Source organism: Haematobacter missouriensis (genome assembly GCF_000740775.1).
Taxonomy (GTDB): domain Bacteria; phylum Pseudomonadota; class Alphaproteobacteria; order Rhodobacterales; family Rhodobacteraceae; genus Haematobacter; species Haematobacter missouriensis.
On the sequence record NZ_JFGS01000030.1, the window covers coordinates 1 to 16979 of the forward strand.

The following is a 16979-nucleotide window of genomic DNA, read 5'->3' on the forward strand; positions in this document are numbered from 1 at the left end:
ACCGTCGCGCGCTTGCGCCACTTCGCAACCGTCTCGGGATTGATGCCCAGTTCCCGGCTCGGCTGCGCGAGCGAAGCTTGCGAGCATTCGGGCCTGCCCTCGGACCGATGGCGGGCTGGCCCCCCTTATTGCTGCTCCGACAGCGTGCGTGGTTGTGGCGTTGCCGTGACGAACTTGTCCCATAGGGCACCGTCCATTCCGAAGAGTGCATCGCACCATCAAACCGGGGGAGCAAACAGATAGGCGTTTTCGGGCCGATTTACCGATTTCCGGCGCATAGGCATGACACTTCAGGACTTTTTCGGCAGCCCGCTCAGGGATTGCGGAGGGCGATCTCCATGGGTTGCGGTTCCCGCGCGGCTCGGCCAATCTCACGCCATTGTCAGGGGAAAAGCGCGTCATGGAAGCCACGGGGACCGATATCGACATCGGCAAGTTCTGGAAAACGCTGGGAGAGCGGGCGACAGGGGCCACGCTGGTCACGGCGGATGGCGCAGAGGGCTGGACCGGTTTTCTCGGGCTGTCAGCCTCCCATGTCTCTGCCGCGCCTCCGGTGATGCTGGTCTCCATCGACCGCAAGACCTCTGCGCTGAGCGGGGTACTGGAAAAGGGACACTTCGCGGTGAACTTCCTGCCTGTGGGGGAGGCGGCGCTGGCGCAGGCCTTCGGCGGCAAGGGGGAGAAGCTTTTCGAGGAGGGCCGCTGGGAAACCTTCGTCACAGGCGCACCCGTGTTCCGTGAGGCGCTCGGCGTGTTCGACTGCCGCGTGTCGCAGGTGGTGGAAGAGGGCGATGTCTCCATCGTGATAGGCAGGGTGCAGGGGGTGCGGGCGCGGGGCGAGGGGGCGCCGCTCCTCTTCTTTCGCGGCAGGTTCGAGGGCTAGCCCGCGAGCCTTGTCAGCGCGGGGCCGACCAGCGCTGCGCCCGAGCAGAACAGCAAGCCCACGGCAAGCTGCCGCATGCGGGCGGGGGTAAGCGGTGGCGGCCAGCGCCGCGCGGCAAAGGTGCCGAGCGCAACCGCGGGGATCGCGCCCGCTGCGACGGCGAGGGTCGGCAGCGCCACCCCGTCCGTCGCAATCACCAGACCGAGCCGGAAGGTCTGGTTCAGCACGAATATCGCGACGAGGGTGGAGCGGATCGCCGTCTGGGCGATCGGCTGACGATAGATGTGGTAGATGATCGGCGGCCCGGCGGTGGAGAACAGCCCGCCCATGATGCCGCCTGCCGCACCGAAGGCGATGAAGCTGGCGGGCGGGGAGCGGTGCTCCTGCGGTCTGGGCCGGAAACCGAGCTGGATGCTCGACCCGACGATGACCAGCCCGAGCAGAAGTTGCAGCAGCCAGAGTGCCGTTCCAGCAAGATAATGGAGCAGCGCATAGCCGATGATGAGCGTCGGCAGCGTCCCGATGAGGAACAGGCGCAAGGCCGCCCCGTCCACTTCCCGCCAGCCGCGGCGGAGCACGATGACACCGTTCGTCACCACGAGGATCGACGTGACCACGGCCGCCTCCGGCAGTGGCATGAGACCGAGGAGACCCACCCCACCCATCAGGATCAGTCCGAGGGCGAAGCCGGTCAGCGTCTGCACCCACGCGGCAAGGCAGGCGATCAGCCAGAAGGCGAGCGTGGCGGTGGTAAGCATCTCAGTCTCGCAGCGACGTCATGCCGCACATTCGTGAATGCGACAATATCCTGCGGGATGAAACCCTGAGCGGCGAATTATTCGGTGTCGTGTAAAATTCAGGACTGATTTCCCACATCTGCGCATCCATGCGGACAGTGGTCCTGCGAAGATGTCGTATCAGCTCGACAGCACGAGAGGCTGCCCAGCCGCCTTCCGGCTGAAGGGGGTCGGCCTGAAGCGCGGTCTCGTGACCCGCGTTGCGGGAAGGCTGGCTCGCGCGCAGAGCGGACCCGGGTGATGCGCGACCAGAACCGCAGGTGAAGGCCAAGCTGTGGCATGCGGGCAGGGGTGTGCGCCAGGGCTGCCAGCGGCAGAGATACTGAGCACAAACTCGGGGACAGCGCCCGCCGCTGCGGTGAGGGTTGCCATCGCCGCCCCCATCCTAACCACCAGCCCTCCGCGCCGGAAGGTCTGTTTCCGCGTGACTATGGCGGCGAGGGCGGGGCGGATCCCCGCCTGCCTGATCGGCTGACGAGGGATGAGCCGGGGGATCCGCGGGCCGTGGAACGTGGAACGTGGCGCTACGCGGCATTGCGCTGGTTTCAGTGATCCGTCCCGGTCTCATCCTCTGGCAATATTGCGCAAGCTCTGCCAGCGCCGGCAACGCCGCGTCTCACCCCTGCGCGGGCCGCGTGGAGGGCCGGTGCGTCGCCGTGGGCGCCCGTCGACGATGGGGCACGATGTTTGATTGGTCGTGAGCGAGTGGACGTGGGGGGAGGCATGACCCTGTCTCCCCGTTGCCAAATCTCTTGCATGGGCCGCGCGTCTCGGCTTCGATGATTCCTCATCGGGAGAATGGGTTGCATGGCAAAACTGACGGGTATGTTCGGCGAAGCGAGCGGGGAGACCCTGTTCGATCTGCCCCGCTGCGACGATTTGGAGCAGATGCCGGAAGCGGCGAGAGTGGTTATTCTGGGAGCGGCCACAGCCACGCCCTATGCCTCCGTGGGCGCCTATTGCGCGGGGGCGCCCCGCGCGATCCGTGAGGCATCGGCGGCCTATGGAACGACGCTGCCGCATGTGAACTTCGACCTTGGTGCACCGACGCTGCCGGACGGGGTTCTGGCGGTGGACGCCGGCGATCTGCCGATAGGGGAGGAAGCCGCTGCCAATCGCGCCTGCATCCGTGCGGCGGTGGAGCGGGTCCGCACGGCAGGGGCCGTGCCACTTCTGATCGGCGGCGACGATTCAGTCCCGCTGCCGATGATCGCGGCGTTCGAGGGTCAGGGGCCGGTCTGGATCCTGCAGATCGACGCGCATATCGACTGGCGCGACAGCGTGGAGGGGGAAAGGTTCGGCCTGTCCTCGACCATGCGGCGGGCGTCCGAGATGGCGCATGTTGCGGGGATCGTTCAGGTGGGCCAGCGTGGTATCGGCTCCGCACGGGCGGCCGACATGGCGGAGGCGATTGCGGCGGGCGTGACGTTCGTGCCCGCGCGGGAGGTGTGCGGCGGCGATGGTATCGCCCGCGCGGTGACGGCGATCCCTGCGGGGGCACGGGTCATCATCTGCTTCGACTGTGACGGGCTCGACCCTGCGATCATGCCGGCGGTGATCGCGCCCACGGCAGGGGGGCTTGGCTACTGGCAGGCGATGGAGTTGATCGCGGGGGTGGCGGAGCGGGCGGAGATCGTCGCCTTCGACCTTGTGGAACTGATGCCGGAGCGGGATATCGACGGCCGGGGGGCGCTTCTCGCGGCGCAGCTTCTGGCGACGGTCATGGGCATCGTCGCCCGGCAGGGCAGGTGATCAGCGCCGCTCGAAATGCTGTGCGGCCTTCACCACCAGATCCGGGAGCGAGCTCGCGCCCAGTTTCGATCTGAGCGCGTGACCCGCGTTGAGGACCGTCTTGTAGCTCAGGAATGACTGCTCCGCGATCTCCCGGTAGGACCTGCCTGCGGCGATGAGGGCGAGGATCTCCGTCTCTCTCCGGCTGAGGCTGGGGAGCGGCGGTGCGTCCGGGTCCAGCATGTCGAGGAAGGCCAGCCGCTGCGCCATGTCGGCCGCGAGGTAGCGTCCACCCCGCAGCACGCTCAGGAAGGCGGTCTGGATTTCCTCCGGGGCAGCGTCCTTGTTGACAAAGCCGTTTGCCCCGGCTTGCAACGCCTGCCGTACAATGACCGGACCGCGGTGCATGGAGAAGACCAGAATCGGCAGGCGCCTGTCATGCCGCCTGACGCGTGAGATGAATTTCACTCCGGCCAGGCGATCCTCGCCGAAGGAGATGTCGGCCACCAGCATCTGCGGCATCGCCTTGCGGCTTTCGCGCAGCGCGGCGAGCGGAGTGGCGGCGAACACGACCTCGCTGCCGGACACGCAACGAACGATGCGGTTCCAACCTTCTGCCACCACGGGATGATCGTCCACGACGAGAATGCGTGTCATGCTGCGGCCTCCTTGCAGTCGCGGTGGGGCAGGGTCAGGGCGGTGCGGGTCATGCAGCCGTCGCGAACGGGACGTTCGTAGGTGCCGCCGAGCGCCTCCGCCCGATCCTGTATCCCCGCCTGCCCATGGCTCGGGCCGCGGTCTGGGTCCGGGCCGCGACCATCGTCGCGCATTTCCACCCGCAGACCGCCGGGCGCCGTGCTCACGTTGAGGTCGATCCGCGCCGCTCCGCCATGACGGACGGCATTCAGCGCGCTTTCCTGCACGAACCGCAGGATCGCCAGCGTCTCGCTCTCCCCAATGGGTACGCGCGCGACCGGCGCCATATCGAGCCGCATGCAGACGCCCGGGGTGAGTTCGGAAAATGCGGCGGCACAGTCGTTCAGCACATCCGCGAGCGAGGTTCCTGCGTCCACCATCGGGCGCAACCGGTAGATGATAGAGCGCAGGATGAGCTGCACGCCCTCCACGTTCCGGCGGATCACTGCCATCTTCGCCGCCATTTCCGCCGTCAGCCCATCCGGCGCCTGCGCCGCGCGTGCCAGCATATCCTCCGCCGTCGCCACCGACATGCGGAGGGAGAAGAGCAGCGGGCCAAGACCGTCATGCAGGTCGCTCGCAACGTCGCGCCGCTCGGATTCGGAAAGGGTCATGAGACGCTGCTGGAGGAGCCGGTTCTCCGCGCGTCGCCGCCCCAGATCGGAGCCGAGCGCATGTATTCCCCTGCGCAGCGTTTCTATCTCCCGCAGCGGTTGAGGTGGAAGATCGCTGTTTAGGTCCCCCTGCCGGATCGCGTCCAGCGTCCTGTTGCAGGCCTTGAGGCGACGCTGCACGAGATGGAGCACGAGGAATGTGGTCAGCACGGCGACGCCGCTCATGGCGAGGATGGCGGCGAGGATCGCGCGGAAATCCTGCCAGACTTCAGCCGCCTCATCCCGCATGTCGCTGCGCAGGATGAGCCTGCCGAGGATGTTGGGATAGTTGGTCACATAGGCGGTCGTTTCCTGCTCCGTCTGCCCAAGCAGCACAAGGAACCAGCCGGGCGGCCCATCACTCTCCGCGCCCTGCGGGGCGCTGAGCAGTTTGCCGTCGGGGGCGCGGACTTCGGCATGGACATGGCGGAGCATGTCGAACTGCCGCGACAGGTTGAGCGCCTCCTCCATCGCCTGCGGGCCGGTGAGCCTGCCGCGGAACTGATCCAGATAAGCTGTGGCGAGTTCATAGGCGGTGTCGATTTCGTTGCGCGTGGCGATGCGGGCATTCACGATCAGGATCGCGGAAACGCTGAGGCTGAGCACGAAGCTCATGGCGAAGGCCAGAAGGACACCCAGCCGCCTGAGCGGGACCGGCTTCATCGGCGGCGGCTTCATTTCCCTTCCGCATAGGCCACGTGCAAGGCCTCCAGCGCCCCGCCATGGTCCATCCCCTGCCGGCGGAGTACCAGATAATGCTGCGCCACGGTGCCGAAGGAGCGGGTCTGCGCCGGATCCCAGGCGAAGTCTCGCAGGAGTTGTCCCGCATCCGCATCCGTCACCTCGGCATCTATCTGTGCGATGCGGTTGGCGATCATGCGTGGCGACTCTTCGTAGTGGCGCGCCGCCTCCGCCAGAAGCCCGGCGTATTCACGGGCATTTCCCGGAGGCTCGGCGCGCGCGGCAAGCCACCCGCCGGGGTCGCGATCATCCTCCATCGCGAGCCAGTCGCCGCCCTTCGGGGCCATCCCGAGCGTCGCTGATACTAAAGTATTGTCGTCCTGCCGATGGTCCCCAAGCAGGGGCCAGATCAGGGCGGTCCCCGTGGAAAACAGGGCAAGCGCGGCAACGGGAAAAACAATTAAATATTTGTTTTTCATAGATCTTTCCTCCTCCTCCGGTCCGATCCATGTGGTCCGGCATTCTGGCAACTGGCGGCTGACGTGGCAATCCCCTGTGACGTTTGCAGCTGAAATTCGGGATATTTATCCCGGTCGTTTGGGGAAGAAGTGCCGCTGACAGAACGCCCGCTCCCGCGCTTAATCGCCCATGTCGGAGCGGCGCCGGGAGCGCGGCCCCGGTATCGGTGAATCGCCGGGAAGGAGGCTGGCCTGCGAGGCAGGACAGACCCGGCGCGCCGCCAGAGGGAGGCTTATATATGATACGCCATACAGGGCTCGCCGGAGCCCCATCGAGACTTGCTCTCATCGTCGCAACGGCGGCAGTGGGATTTGCGGCCGGGCCAGCGCTCTCCAACGACAAGCTCGTGGAGCTTGCAAAGGATCCGGCCAACTGGGTGATGACCGGGCGTGACTACAACGCTCAGAACTACTCCGCCATGACTGAGGTCAACAAGGAGACGGTCAAGCGGCTTCGCCCGGCGTGGTCATTCTCCACCGGGGTGCTGAACGGGCACGAGGGAACGCCGCTCGTAGTCGGGGACGTGATGTATGTGCACGCTCCTTTCCCGAACACGACCTTCGCGCTCGACCTGAACGAGCCGGGGCATATCCTGTGGCAGAACAAGCCCAAGCAGAACCCGACGGCCCGCGCGGTGGCCTGTTGCGACGTGGTGAACCGGGGGCTGGCCTACTGGCCGGGCGACAGCGAGGTCGAGCCTCTGATCCTGCGCACGCAGCTCGACGGCCATATTGTCGCGCTGGACGCAAAGACCGGCGAGACCCGCTGGTCGATGGAGAACTCCGACATCAAGGTCGGCTCCACGCTCACCATCGCGCCCTATGTCGTCAAGGATCTGGTGCTCGTCGGCTCCTCGGGTGCGGAACTCGGGGTGCGGGGCTATGTCACCGCCTATGACGTGAAGACCGGCGAGCAAAAATGGCGCGCCTTCTCCACCGGACCGGACGAGGATGTGCGGCTCGCGGCGGACTTCAACGACGCCAACCCGCATTACGGCCAGAAGGGTCTCGGCATTTCGACCTGGGAGGGCGACGCCTGGAAGATCGGCGGCGGGACGAACTGGGGCTGGTATGCCTATGACCCGACCGTGGACCTGTTCTACTACGGCTCCGGCAACCCGGCCCCGTGGAACGAGACGATGCGCCCGGGCGACAACAAGTGGACCATGACGATCTGGGGCCGCAAGCCCGAGGACGGCATGGCCAAGTTCGGCTACCAGAAGACGCCGCATGACGAATGGGACTATGCGGGCGTCAACGTGATGATGCTCTCCGACCAGAAGGATAAGGACGGCAAGGAGCGCAAGCTTCTCACCCATCCCGACCGGAACGGCATCGTCTATACGCTCGACCGTACGAACGGCGATCTCGTCTCTGCCGACAAGATCGACGACACGGTGAACTGGACGACCGGGGTGCAGCTAGACACCGGCCTGCCTGTCCGCGACCCGGAATTCGGCACGCGGATGGACCACAAGGCCACGGACATCTGCCCCTCCGCCATGGGCTATCACAACCAGGGCCATGACAGCTACGACCCGGAGCGCCGGCTGTTCTTCATGGGCATCAACCACATCTGCATGGACTGGGAACCGTTCATGCTTCCCTATCGCGCGGGCCAGTTCTTCGTCGGCGCGACGCTGTCCATGTATCCGGGCCCGAAGGGCGACCGGGAGAACGCGCTCGGTCTGGGCCAGATGAAGGCCTACGACGCGATCACGGGCGAGTTCAAATGGGAGGTGATGGAGCGCTTCGCGGTCTGGGGCGGGACGATGGCAACGGCGGGCGGCGTGACCTTCTACGGCACGCTCGACGGCTTCATCAAAGCGCGGGACAGCGACACGGGCGATCTGCTGTGGAAGTACAAGCTGCCTTCTGGCGTGATCGGCCATCCGATGACCTACCAGCATGACGGTCGCCAGTATGTCGCCATCTACTACGGCGTCGGCGGCTGGCCGGGTGTGGGTCTAGTCTTCGACCTTGCCGACCCGACGGCCGGTCTCGGCTCCGTGGGCGCGTTCCGGCGGCTGCAGGAGTACACCCAGCAGGGCGGCGGCGTGATGGTGTTCTCCCTCGACGGCCAGAGCCCGTATTCCGACGATGTGCATCTGGGCGAATACGAAGTCATCCAGTCCGGCCAGAAGCTCTGACAGGCGACATCTCCGCGTCCGGCTTCTCCGGGCGCGGGCATCCCGAAAGGAGTGTCACATGAATACCAGATCCGTGATCGCCGGTCTTGCCATCGCCCTCGCCACCGGCGGAATGGGCGCGGCGGAGACGGCAAGTGAGCCGCTTCGCGTCTGCGCTTCCACCAAGGACGCCCCGTTTTCACAGCAGGACGGCAGCGGCTTCGAGAACCGCCTGGCCCAGGTCATGGCCGATGCCATCAAGCGGCCACTTGAACTCGTATGGGTCAACAAGGAGGCGATCTATCTTGTCCGGGACGGAGTGGATACCGGCCAGTGCGACGTGATGATGGGTGTCGATACCGGCGATCCCCGCCTTCTGACGACCCAGCCCTACTACCGGTCCGGCTACGTGTTCGTCACACGTCAGGACACACCGCTGGAGAGCGACCACTGGGAAGCCTTGGGCGACCAGAAGCTCGACACCATCGCCTACCGGCTGCACGGCCCGGCGGAGGTGCTGGTGAAATACGCGGGCAAGTATGAGAACAACCTCATCTACGTCACCAGCCTGACGAATTTCGAGGACAAGCGGAACAAGTACACCAACGTGGAAGCCGCGCGCGTCGTCTCTGAGGTCGCCAAGGGCGATGCGGATGTCGGTGTGGCCTTTGGACCGGAGATCGCGCGATACGTGAAATCGTCTCGCACGCCGCTGAAAGTCACGGTGATCTCCAACCATCTGACGCGGTCGAACGGTGTCGAAGTGCCGCTTCAGTTCAACCAGTCGATGGGCGTCGTCAAGTCGAAGCCTGAACTGCGCGATGCCTTGGACAAGGCCATCGTCGAGAAACGCGCTGAGATCGAGGCCATCCTCACGGATGAGGGCATCCCCCTTCTTCCGCCCAGCAGCTGATACCATCGGAGCCATAGCCCATGCCAAAACCGCTCACCCACGCCCTCTGGCTCGCCGCGGCGCTCGCCGCGCTGGGGACCGCCGCCTCCGCAATAGGGAGCATGACCTTCTACAATACCGTTGAAGGTACGCCCCTCAGTCTGAGCGATGCACCGGAGGAGGGGCGCGATACCGAAGCCGTCAAGACCTTTCTCGACACGGGCGTCAACATCTACAACGAAAACCCGGAAGCGCTGAAGGAAGGCGAGACGCTGTATCTTGGCATGTGCTCTGGCTGCCATGGTCACTACGGAGAAGGCAAGATCGGCCCCGGCCTGAACGACGACTACTGGACCTACGACGTCAACCGCGAGGATACGGGTCTGTTCTCCACGATCTTCGGGGGCGCGCGCGGGCAGATGGGGCCGATGTACGGCGCCCTCAATCTCGACGAGATGCTGCATACGATGGCCTGGGTCCGGCACCTCTATACCGGGCCTGTCGATACAGCGACCTGGTTCACCGAGGAACAGCGGGCCAACTTCAAGCCGTTCACCCACGAAAAGACCAGCAACTGACCTGTCACCGCGGCCTTGCCGGCCGCGGAGGCACATGCCGGGCGGGGAGGCCCGGACATCCCAAGGGGAGGAACCCATGAAGACCATTCTCACAGCCGCCACTTTTGCCGTGATCGCCGCAGGTGCGGCCAACGCCTACGACGGTACCAACTGCCGCGCGCCCGGCAACTGCTGGGAGCCAAAGCCGGGGTATCCAGAAAGGATCGAGGGAACCGAGTTCGACCCGCTGCACGATCCCAAGGAGGTGTCGAAACAGGGCGAGTCGCTTCAGGCCATGGATGAGCGCAATGCCAAGCGGGTCGCGCATTTCAAGAAAACCGGCGAGTTCATCTACGACGTCACCAAGATCCCCGCGGAGTAGCGCCGCGAGGGGCCGGCGCAGGGCGCATGCGCGCGGCCCGGAGTTCCCGGCTTCGGCCGGGGCGTAACCGGCAGGCAGGCTGACAGCGCCTGCCGGTCTCCCCGCGTCCCGTGGCCATCGTGCCGCGGGACGCTCCCGTCTCTGCCGGAAGGCGGGCGGGCACCGAGGTGAGGCGATGACAGACGGACTTGACCAATGGCGGGGGCGCGCACTGGCCGCGGAGGCCGCGCTGAACGAAACGATCATCGGGCAGGCGGTGGCGGTCCGTCTTGTCCTGATCTCCATTCTGGCGCGCGGCCATGTGTTGCTGGAGGGTGACGTGGGGGTGGGCAAGACGACGCTGCTGCGCGCCTTTGCCCGCGCGCTTGGCGGCCCTTTCGCGCGCATGGAGGGTGCGATCGATCTGATGCCTGCCGATCTGCTCTATTCCCCATGGATCGGGGAAGACGGCCGCCCGCGCGTCGATGCCGGTCCGGTCTTGTCGCAGGGGGCCGATCTGGCGGTATTCTTCTTCAACGAGATCAACCGCGCGCGACCGCAGGTGCATTCCCTGCTGCTGCGGCTGATGGCCGAACGGAGCGTGACCGCCTTTCGCGGGGAGCATGCCTTTCCGCATCTGACCGTCTTCGCCGATCGCAATCAGATCGAGCGGGACGAGACGTTCGAGCTGCCCGCCGCCGCACGGGACCGCTTCCTGATGGAAGTCTCCATGAGCGCCCCTACCACGCGGGAGGCGCGGATGGCGCTGGCCTTCGACACGCGGTTCCATGACGCGGATCGTCTGGTCGCCGGCGTGGAAGAGGGCATCATGCCGTTCCGTGAGGTGACGGCGCTGGCGCCCCGGATACAGGAGGCGATCACGGTTTCCCCTCTGCTGCAGGACTTCGTGATGACGCTGTGGGAGGGGTTCCGTGACCCTGCGGCGCTAGGGGTCAGCCTGACGGGTGTTCAGAGGGGTCGGATCGTGCGCGGTGGGGCCAGTCCGCGCGGCACTTCCGCACTGGTCCGGGCCGCGCGGGTGGAGGCCTGGCTTCAGGGCCGGGCGATGGTGCTGCCCGATGATGTGCGCACCGTTCTGGCGCCGGTCATGGCGCACCGCGTGTTCCTCGAACCCGTGTACGAGGCGCGGCGGGATGAGGTCATGCCGGAGCTTGTCGCCGGTGTGCTGGCCCGCGCCCCGGCCCCGGCCGCTGCATGACCGCTTCCCCGCTCATCGAGGAGGAACCTGCTTTCCTGGAGCTTTGCGAGGCGCTGGCCTGGCGGCTTTCACGGCGGGTTTCAGGTGCGCGGCCCGGCCAGCATCGGGGGCGGCATGCGGGGGTGGAGGGCACGTTCAACGACCTATCCCCTCTGTTCCGCCACCCCGACCCGCGCCGCATGGATATCCGGCGGACGGTGGCCGATCCCTTCGGGGAAACGTGGGTACGCCGCTTCGCCATGCCAAGCACGGTGACGCTGCACCTGATCGTCGATCTCTCTTCCTCCATCGCCGCATCGGGGGCGACCGACCGGCACCGCCTTGCGGGGCTGCTGGCCGGCGCCTTTGCCGGGGCTGTGCGGCTTTCAGGCGATGCCTGCGCGCTTGCGATCGCGCAGGGAGATGCGGCGGAGGTCGTGCTTTCGCCAGGGCGCGACAGGGGAAGGGTGCAAGCGGCGCGGGACGCGGTGGAGGCGGCCCGGCCTTCGGGGCGAGGCGTGGAGGGTCTTGTCAGGCTCGCCCATCTGACGCCGCTGCACAGGACGCTGGTCGTGCTCATTTCGGATTTCGAGATCACCGGAGAGGAGGCCGAACGGCTTCTCGCCGCCTTCGGGAGCCATGCGTTGCTGCCGCTCTGGCTGCGAGACAGCGCGCTGGAGGCGGAGGAGTTGCAGCATCCCGGCCGCGTCCCCCGCCTGCTGCGCCTCACCGACCCCGAGACGGGACAGGCCCGCACGTCGGTCGTGACGCCTGCGCGCTGGGACAGATGGCGACGGCAGCGGGAGTTGCAGCGGGAGGAGGTCGCGGTCGCCTTTCATCGCCACGGGAGGGATCCGGTGGAGATCCGCGACAGGATCGCGCCCATCGACCTCGCCGCCGAACTGGCGCGGAGGGCGCTGTGAGGAAGTTCGCACTTCTGTGGGTGCTGTGGCTCTCCGGGCTCCCGGGCATTGCCGGAGCGGCCGTCGATTACAGTGTGGAGCCGCCGCGGGGCTATGGATGGTGGCTGGGCGACAGGCTGGTGCATAGCGCCCTTCTGCTGCCGCCCGACGGGTTCGAGATCGACCGGGCAAGCCTGCCCGCGCCGCGCGCTGCCGACTACTGGCTCGACCTTGTCGATGTGACGGTGGACGAGGTGAGGGTGAACGGTCACGCCGCCTGGCGCGTCACGACGGAATGGCAGAATTTCTACGCGGCGCTCGAGCCGTCGCGGCAGCGGGTTCCGGGCTATCGCTTGCGGTTTCTGGCCCGCGACGGAAGCGGTCGCGTGGAGGAGGCCGAGATCCCGAGCTGGGACTTTGTCACCTCGCCCATCCGGCCGATCCTTGCCCCGTCCGCCATCGCCGCCATGCAGCCGGACGTGGGGGTTCGGCCGCTGGCGACGCTGCCACTCTTCCGCGGCGCGGCGGGATTCGGCCTGTTCGCGCTTCTGGCGCTGAGCGGCATGGCCTGGCAACAGGGGTGGTGGCCCTTCCATCAACGGGCGGAGCGGCCCCTGACGCGTGCACTGCGGCAGGTACGGCGCGCGCGAGACGCGCGAACGCAGGCCCTCGCGCTGCATCGCGGGCTGAATGCCGCGAATGGCGGGCCGCTTCTCGCAAGCGATCTGGACGGGTTTCTGAGCCGTCACCCCGAATTCGACGACTTGCGCGCAGAGTTGCGGGGATTTTTCGACGCCTCCGCTCGGATGTTCTACGGCGACGGCACGGGCGGGGGGGCGGAAGCGCTGCCGCTGGCGCGGCACCTCGCGCGGAGAGAGGGGGGCCGGGCCTGATGGGGTGGGTTCGGTTCAGCCGCGCCATGCAGGGCGCCTTCGCCGTTTCGCAGCGCGCTGAGCGGGGAGGGCGCGGGTCATGATCGGCTTCGTCTCTCCGCTCTGGCTGTTGGCCCTGCCGCTGGCGGCGGTACCGCTTGTGCTGCCGCTGCTGGTTGCGCGGGCGCAACCGGCGCTTGAAGGGGGACCGCCGGGGGGGGCGTGGCTGGAGGCGTTGCTCCGGCTGCTCGGCGCGCTTGCTGTTGCGGGTTTGGTGGTCGGGCTTGCCGGCCCCTATGCCGGCGGCGGAACCCAAGCGCGGATCGGCACAGGAGCGCATCTGGTCCTGCTGATCGACCGGTCCATGAGCATGAACGACAGTTTCGCGGGTCGCAGACCCGATGGCTCGAACGAGGCAAAGGCGGCAGCGGCCAAGCGGCTTCTGGCCGAATTCGCTGCCTCCCGACCGCATGACCGGATCGCGGTCGCCGCCTTTTCCACCGCCCCGATGCTGATCCTGCCCATGACCGACAGCCGCGACGCCGTGGCCGCAGCCATTGCCGCCATCGACGAACCGGGCCTTTCCAAGACGGATGTCGGGCGTGGGCTGGCGCTGGCGTTTTCGCTTTTTGACGACACGGCGGAGAATGCCTCCCGCGCCGTCATCATGGTATCCGACGGGGCGGGGATCATCCCCCGCGAGGTGCAGGACATGCTGACGGCGGAGGCGGTGCGGCAGGGGGCGCGGCTTTACTGGCTCTATCTCCGCACCGCCAACAGCCGCGGCCTGTTCGACAAGCCCTCACCCGGAGAACCGGACACCGCACAGGCGCGGCCCGAACGCCACCTGAACCTGTTTCTGGAACGTCTCGGCATTCCCTATCGCGCCTTCGAGGCGGAGAACCCCGAGGCGGTGGCGCGGGCGATTGCCGAAATCGACCGGCTGGAGGCGCGACCGCTGCTTTATCGCGAACCGGTGCCGCGGCGCGATCTGACCCGTTTCGCATGGGCGGTGGCGTTTGCCGCAACAGCCCTGCTGACGCTGGCGCGGTTGCTGGAAAGAGCAGAGCGGCCACGGCCCGTCGGTCCCTACATTCTGGAACCGGGAGAGGAGCGGAGATGAGACGGCCTGCCAGACTGCGGCGGGTGCCGTTTCTGCTTCTATCGTTTCTGGTGATGCTGGCCTTTGCCGGGGCCGCGGTCTGTGCCTATCGCGGTTGGCAGGCGACGCGGGTCAATGCCGCGCTGACGGCCTTGTCCGAAGGCCGCGATGTGCCTGTTCATCCCGGGGATGCCCTCCGGCTGATCGAGGCGCGGGCCTCCTGGCTTCTCGCACGCGACCGGCTGGAGGAGGCGGAGGCGCTCGGCCCGTTGATCGCGGCGGCGGGCGACCTGCGGGCGGAGGCGGCGTGGCACTACAACCGTGGCAATGCGCGGCTCAGGCAGGCGTTCGAGCTCATCGAGATCCGCAAGCTCGACGATGCCACCCCACAGGTCAATCTGGCCAAGATCGCCTATCGGTCGGCGCTCCGGGCCGATCCCGGCTTCTACGATGCGAAGGTCAATCTCGACCTTGCCATGCGCCTTGTCCGCGATCTGCCGCGCGAGGAGCAGGACGGGGAGGAGCCCGATGTGCCGCCAAAGGCGCTCTGGACCGACCTGCCGGGCATTCCGGGTGGATTGCCGTGACCATGCGCAGGGACAGGCGCGTGGCCTCGGGGTTGCTGGCGCTGGCCTTGCTTCTGACCGGCGTGGCGTTGGCCGATCCAAGGGTGTCACGGCAGGTCGCCTTGCGGGATCTGCTGCTGACGGTGGACATCACCCGCAGCATGAACGCCCGCGACATGGACGGGCAGAGCAGGCTCGACGCGGTGAAGCGAATTCTGCCGGAGGTGCTCGCCCGGCTACCGTGCGGCTCCCGCGCAGGACTTGCGGTGTTCACCGAGCGGCGGACGCTCACCTTTATGGAACCGGTGGAGATCTGCGCGAACTACGCTGCCCTGACCGGGTCCATACATGCGCTGGACTGGCGGATGGCGTGGGAGGGCGACAGCATGATCGCTCGTGGTCTGCTACATGCGCGTGACCGCGCCGAAGCGCTTGGCGCGGATCTCGTTTTCGTGACCGACGGGCAGGAAGCGCCACCGTTGCCCTATGCGGGCCCTCCGCCCTTCCGGGCAGAACCGGGGCGGGTCGGCGGAGTGATCGTCGGGGCGGGAAGGACGACGCCCGTTCCCATACCGCGCTTTGACCGCGACGGGCGGGAGATCGGGTTCTACCGCCCGGAAGACGTTCAGCAGGCGCCAGCGCGCATTGGGGAACCGCCCCCCGATGCAGCGGAACGCCCGGGCTATCACCCGCGCAACAATCCCTATGGCGAGGCCGATCTGACGGGGGAGGAGCATCTTTCCGGCCTACGGGCCGATTATCTCCAGGACCGCGCGAGGATTATGGGCCTGGGCTATGCGGCGCTCACCGATGGTCCGCAGCGACTGACAGAGGAAATCCTGGCATCGACCCACGCAAGGGAGGAGGTGCGCCCGGTATCGGTCGCCGTCGTTCCCGCGGCTCTGGCAGTGATCTGTCTGATCGCGTCGTATCTGACCGGACTGTTAGGGCGGCGATGACAAAAGCGGGGGGCAGAATGCAGAGGACCGGCGCTGATCGCGCCGGTCCCTTTGGTCATGGGTTCGTTCGTCCCGTCAGCGGTTGTAGGACAGACCGCCCCAGATGCGCCCTTCGTCCCGGTGACGACCGCCATGCACGGCACCGATATAGGCAGCGGCACCGGCAACGAGAGAGGCCGCGGCAAGCAGGAAAGCCGTGAGGATGGTGGCTTTACGAGCCTTCTCGGCTGCCTCGGCCGCCTGTTGCTTCGCTTCCTCGAAGCGTTGCTCTGCCTCGGCGCGGAGTTGCTCGGCCTGTTGCTGCGCTTCCTGAAGGCGTTGCTCGGCCTGAGCGCGAATCTCGTTGGCACGATCGACAGCCTGATCGACGCGCGCTTCGACTTCCTGTTCCGACAGACCTGTGCGCGAAGCAACCTGCTGACGCAGGAACGCGCGATCCTGATCCGAAATCTCGCCGGTTTCAACGAGGTTCACGAGGATACGTCCGATCTGACGCTGCATGGCTTCGGGATCGTCGGTTGCTCCAGGCATGCCGGGCATGCCCGGTTGCTGCTGGCCAGGACGGAGCAGCGTATCCGTGATGTAGTCAACCGGGTTGGATTGCAGACCCTCCGGGAGCATGTCCTGCAGCGCCGGAGCTACAGCTTCGCCGGCCCCCTGCACAAGACCGCCGACCGCTTGACCCGCGCCGGAAACGACACCGCCAGCGAGTTGACCCGCGCCTTGGGCAAGACCGCCGACCGCAGTCCCCGCCGCTTCCGTCACGGTGCTGGCCGCGCTGCCCACGGCCTTTGCGCCGCCGGAAATCGCGCCGGCCGCGAGCATGCCCCCGACCAGCATTCCGAGGCCCCATACCGCAAGACCGTGGATGCCGTCGCGCGCGGTTACTTCATCACGCACGGCGCCATCGACCCGCCGCCGCATACGACCGGCGATATAACCGCCGAGCATGTAGATCGCCACCATCGCGATCACGGTGAAGAGAGCGGTGACAACCAGCCACCACAGGCTGATCCCGCCACCATCGCCGTCATCGACGGAGATGGAGCCGAGCCCAAGGCCCGCCGCGAATGTGGTCATCACGACGGTTGCACCGCCTGCGACAACAGTCCCCGCAAAGATCGCAGCCCAGTCCACGTAGCTCCGACCGGGATCGCGGGTGTCCGTCACACGGACCTGTTCCACCGGGGCGGCCATCAGCGCAGCCCCAGGAAGGAAAGGATGAACAACACGATGACCACCAAACCGACAAGATAGACAATGGAATTCATGACCGCCTCCGTAATTTCTGGTACGCCTCACGTACCGCTGCGGTAGAACTTGGCTGCCAACGGGATGTTCCGCAGAAATTAGTCGAATTCATATACGTTGTGGCATGAGACATTTCTGCCGCGCTCTTTCGCGGGTCTTTGCCGGAAAGCAGCGCCGGGCGTAAGGGAAATGCGGAGGGGGTCGACAGCGCTGAGAGAACTATATTACCGC

General features: G+C 66.6%; 17 protein-coding genes and 1 pseudogene. 12 read left to right on the plus strand and 6 right to left on the minus strand.

What is annotated here, in order from left to right:
• Nucleotides 1–183 (minus strand): annotated as a pseudogene (locus CG51_RS21175) (hypothetical protein); the annotation flags it as partial.
• A 217-nt stretch (nucleotides 184–400) separates the two neighbouring features.
• Between CG51_RS21175 and CG51_RS14995 the strand changes: the two are divergent.
• On the plus strand, nucleotides 401–883 hold the full coding sequence (locus tag CG51_RS14995; protein ID WP_035746368.1) for a flavin reductase family protein: 483 nt from the start codon (nucleotides 401–403) through the stop codon (nucleotides 881–883).
• Here CG51_RS14995 and CG51_RS15000 read toward each other — a convergent pair.
• A complete protein-coding gene (locus tag CG51_RS15000) occupies nucleotides 880–1641 on the minus strand; it encodes a TSUP family transporter (protein WP_035746370.1) in 762 nt (253 codons plus the stop codon). The genes CG51_RS14995 and CG51_RS15000 overlap by 4 nt on opposite strands.
• Before the next feature lie 846 nt (nucleotides 1642–2487).
• Here CG51_RS15000 and CG51_RS15005 point away from each other — a divergent pair.
• Complete coding sequence (locus CG51_RS15005) at nucleotides 2488–3432, plus strand: arginase family protein (protein ID WP_084695220.1); 945 nt, start codon at nucleotides 2488–2490, stop codon at nucleotides 3430–3432.
• Here CG51_RS15005 and CG51_RS15010 read toward each other — a convergent pair whose 3' ends face one another.
• Genes CG51_RS15010 through CG51_RS19260 form a run of 3 tightly spaced genes read right to left on the minus strand, consistent with a single transcriptional unit; the run spans nucleotide 3433 to nucleotide 5920 of the window.
• Entirely contained in the window at nucleotides 3433–4068 is a 636-nt protein-coding gene (locus tag CG51_RS15010; protein WP_035746371.1) for a response regulator transcription factor, read from the minus strand.
• Nucleotides 4065–5438 (minus strand): sensor histidine kinase, encoded by a 1374-nt coding sequence (locus CG51_RS15015; protein WP_035746372.1) that lies wholly within the window; start codon nucleotides 5436–5438, stop codon nucleotides 4065–4067. The genes CG51_RS15010 and CG51_RS15015 overlap by 4 nt, the downstream gene beginning before the upstream one ends.
• Nucleotides 5435–5920 carry a hypothetical protein gene (locus CG51_RS19260; RefSeq protein WP_051930681.1) on the minus strand — a complete coding sequence of 162 codons (486 nt, stop codon included), beginning with the start codon at nucleotides 5918–5920 and terminating at the stop codon, nucleotides 5435–5437. Before CG51_RS19260 ends, CG51_RS15015 begins: the two co-directional genes overlap by 4 nt.
• 278 nt (nucleotides 5921–6198) lie before the next feature.
• Between CG51_RS19260 and CG51_RS15025 the strand changes: the two genes are divergently transcribed.
• From CG51_RS15025 to CG51_RS15070, 10 genes are all read left to right on the plus strand, one after another.
• Nucleotides 6199–8109 (plus strand): methanol/ethanol family PQQ-dependent dehydrogenase, encoded by a 1911-nt coding sequence (locus CG51_RS15025; protein ID WP_035746373.1) that lies wholly within the window; start codon nucleotides 6199–6201, stop codon nucleotides 8107–8109.
• Nucleotides 8110–8167: 58 nt separating this feature from the next.
• Entirely contained in the window at nucleotides 8168–9001 is an 834-nt protein-coding gene (gene moxJ / locus CG51_RS15030; RefSeq protein ID WP_035746374.1) for a methanol oxidation system protein MoxJ, read from the plus strand.
• Nucleotides 9002–9021: 20 nt separating this feature from the next.
• Entirely contained in the window at nucleotides 9022–9558 is a 537-nt protein-coding gene (moxG, locus tag CG51_RS15035) for a cytochrome c(L), periplasmic (RefSeq protein ID WP_035746375.1), read from the plus strand.
• Between the two features lie 76 nt (nucleotides 9559–9634).
• Nucleotides 9635–9919, plus strand: a complete 285-nt coding sequence (locus CG51_RS15040; RefSeq protein WP_035746376.1) for a methanol dehydrogenase [cytochrome c] subunit — start codon at nucleotides 9635–9637, stop codon at nucleotides 9917–9919.
• A 175-nt stretch (nucleotides 9920–10094) separates the two neighbouring features.
• Nucleotides 10095–11117, plus strand: coding sequence for an AAA family ATPase (locus CG51_RS15045; RefSeq protein WP_035746377.1), 1023 nt, complete (start codon nucleotides 10095–10097; stop codon nucleotides 11115–11117).
• Nucleotides 11114–12019 carry a DUF58 domain-containing protein gene (locus CG51_RS15050; RefSeq protein ID WP_035746378.1) on the plus strand — a complete coding sequence of 302 codons (906 nt, stop codon included), beginning with the start codon at nucleotides 11114–11116 and terminating at the stop codon, nucleotides 12017–12019. Before CG51_RS15045 ends, CG51_RS15050 begins: the two co-directional genes overlap by 4 nt.
• A complete protein-coding gene (locus CG51_RS15055; RefSeq protein ID WP_051930683.1) occupies nucleotides 12016–12891 on the plus strand; it encodes a hypothetical protein in 876 nt (291 codons plus the stop codon). Before CG51_RS15050 ends, CG51_RS15055 begins: the two co-directional genes overlap by 4 nt.
• Nucleotides 12892–12970: 79 nt before the next feature.
• Nucleotides 12971–13993 (plus strand): vWA domain-containing protein, encoded by a 1023-nt coding sequence (locus CG51_RS15060; protein ID WP_035746379.1) that lies wholly within the window; start codon nucleotides 12971–12973, stop codon nucleotides 13991–13993.
• The gene (locus CG51_RS15065; protein WP_233141335.1) at nucleotides 13990–14559 is read left to right on the plus strand and encodes a hypothetical protein; all 570 of its coding nucleotides are present in this window, start codon (nucleotides 13990–13992) and stop codon (nucleotides 14557–14559) included. The genes CG51_RS15060 and CG51_RS15065 overlap by 4 nt, the downstream gene beginning before the upstream one ends.
• A gap of 2 nt (nucleotides 14560–14561) precedes the next feature.
• Nucleotides 14562–15497 carry a vWA domain-containing protein gene (locus CG51_RS15070; protein WP_035746380.1) on the plus strand — a complete coding sequence of 312 codons (936 nt, stop codon included), beginning with the start codon at nucleotides 14562–14564 and terminating at the stop codon, nucleotides 15495–15497.
• 75 nt (nucleotides 15498–15572) lie between these two features.
• On the opposite strand, the gene CG51_RS15075 is transcribed toward CG51_RS15070, so the two are convergent.
• Nucleotides 15573–16694 (minus strand): hypothetical protein, encoded by a 1122-nt coding sequence (locus CG51_RS15075; RefSeq protein WP_051930685.1) that lies wholly within the window; start codon nucleotides 16692–16694, stop codon nucleotides 15573–15575.
• Nucleotides 16695–16979 lie beyond the last annotated feature (285 nt).

What these genes read in the sequence shown, in the direction of transcription:
- CG51_RS15025 (WP_035746373.1), top strand. Translation starts at nt 6,199, where the DNA reads ATGATACGCCATACAGGGCTCGCCGGAGCCCCATCGAGACTTGCTCTC.
- CG51_RS15045 (WP_035746377.1), top strand. Translation starts at nt 10,095, where the DNA reads ATGACAGACGGACTTGACCAATGGCGGGGGCGCGCACTGGCCGCGGAG.
- CG51_RS15005 (WP_084695220.1), top strand. Translation starts at nt 2,488, where the DNA reads ATGGCAAAACTGACGGGTATGTTCGGCGAAGCGAGCGGGGAGACCCTG.
- CG51_RS15075 (WP_051930685.1), bottom strand. Translation starts at nt 16,694, where the DNA reads ATGGCCGCCCCGGTGGAACAGGTCCGTGTGACGGACACCCGCGATCCC.
- moxG (WP_035746375.1), top strand. Translation starts at nt 9,022, where the DNA reads ATGCCAAAACCGCTCACCCACGCCCTCTGGCTCGCCGCGGCGCTCGCC.
- CG51_RS15015 (WP_035746372.1), bottom strand. Translation starts at nt 5,438, where the DNA reads ATGAAGCCGCCGCCGATGAAGCCGGTCCCGCTCAGGCGGCTGGGTGTC.
- CG51_RS15065 (WP_233141335.1), top strand. Translation starts at nt 13,990, where the DNA reads ATGAGACGGCCTGCCAGACTGCGGCGGGTGCCGTTTCTGCTTCTATCG.
- moxJ (WP_035746374.1), top strand. Translation starts at nt 8,168, where the DNA reads ATGAATACCAGATCCGTGATCGCCGGTCTTGCCATCGCCCTCGCCACC.
- CG51_RS15070 (WP_035746380.1), top strand. Translation starts at nt 14,562, where the DNA reads ATGCGCAGGGACAGGCGCGTGGCCTCGGGGTTGCTGGCGCTGGCCTTG.
- CG51_RS15060 (WP_035746379.1), top strand. Translation starts at nt 12,971, where the DNA reads ATGATCGGCTTCGTCTCTCCGCTCTGGCTGTTGGCCCTGCCGCTGGCG.
- CG51_RS15010 (WP_035746371.1), bottom strand. Translation starts at nt 4,068, where the DNA reads ATGACACGCATTCTCGTCGTGGACGATCATCCCGTGGTGGCAGAAGGT.
- CG51_RS15040 (WP_035746376.1), top strand. Translation starts at nt 9,635, where the DNA reads ATGAAGACCATTCTCACAGCCGCCACTTTTGCCGTGATCGCCGCAGGT.
- CG51_RS15050 (WP_035746378.1), top strand. Translation starts at nt 11,114, where the DNA reads ATGACCGCTTCCCCGCTCATCGAGGAGGAACCTGCTTTCCTGGAGCTT.
- CG51_RS14995 (WP_035746368.1), top strand. Translation starts at nt 401, where the DNA reads ATGGAAGCCACGGGGACCGATATCGACATCGGCAAGTTCTGGAAAACG.
- CG51_RS15000 (WP_035746370.1), bottom strand. Translation starts at nt 1,641, where the DNA reads ATGCTTACCACCGCCACGCTCGCCTTCTGGCTGATCGCCTGCCTTGCC.
- CG51_RS19260 (WP_051930681.1), bottom strand. Translation starts at nt 5,920, where the DNA reads ATGAAAAACAAATATTTAATTGTTTTTCCCGTTGCCGCGCTTGCCCTG.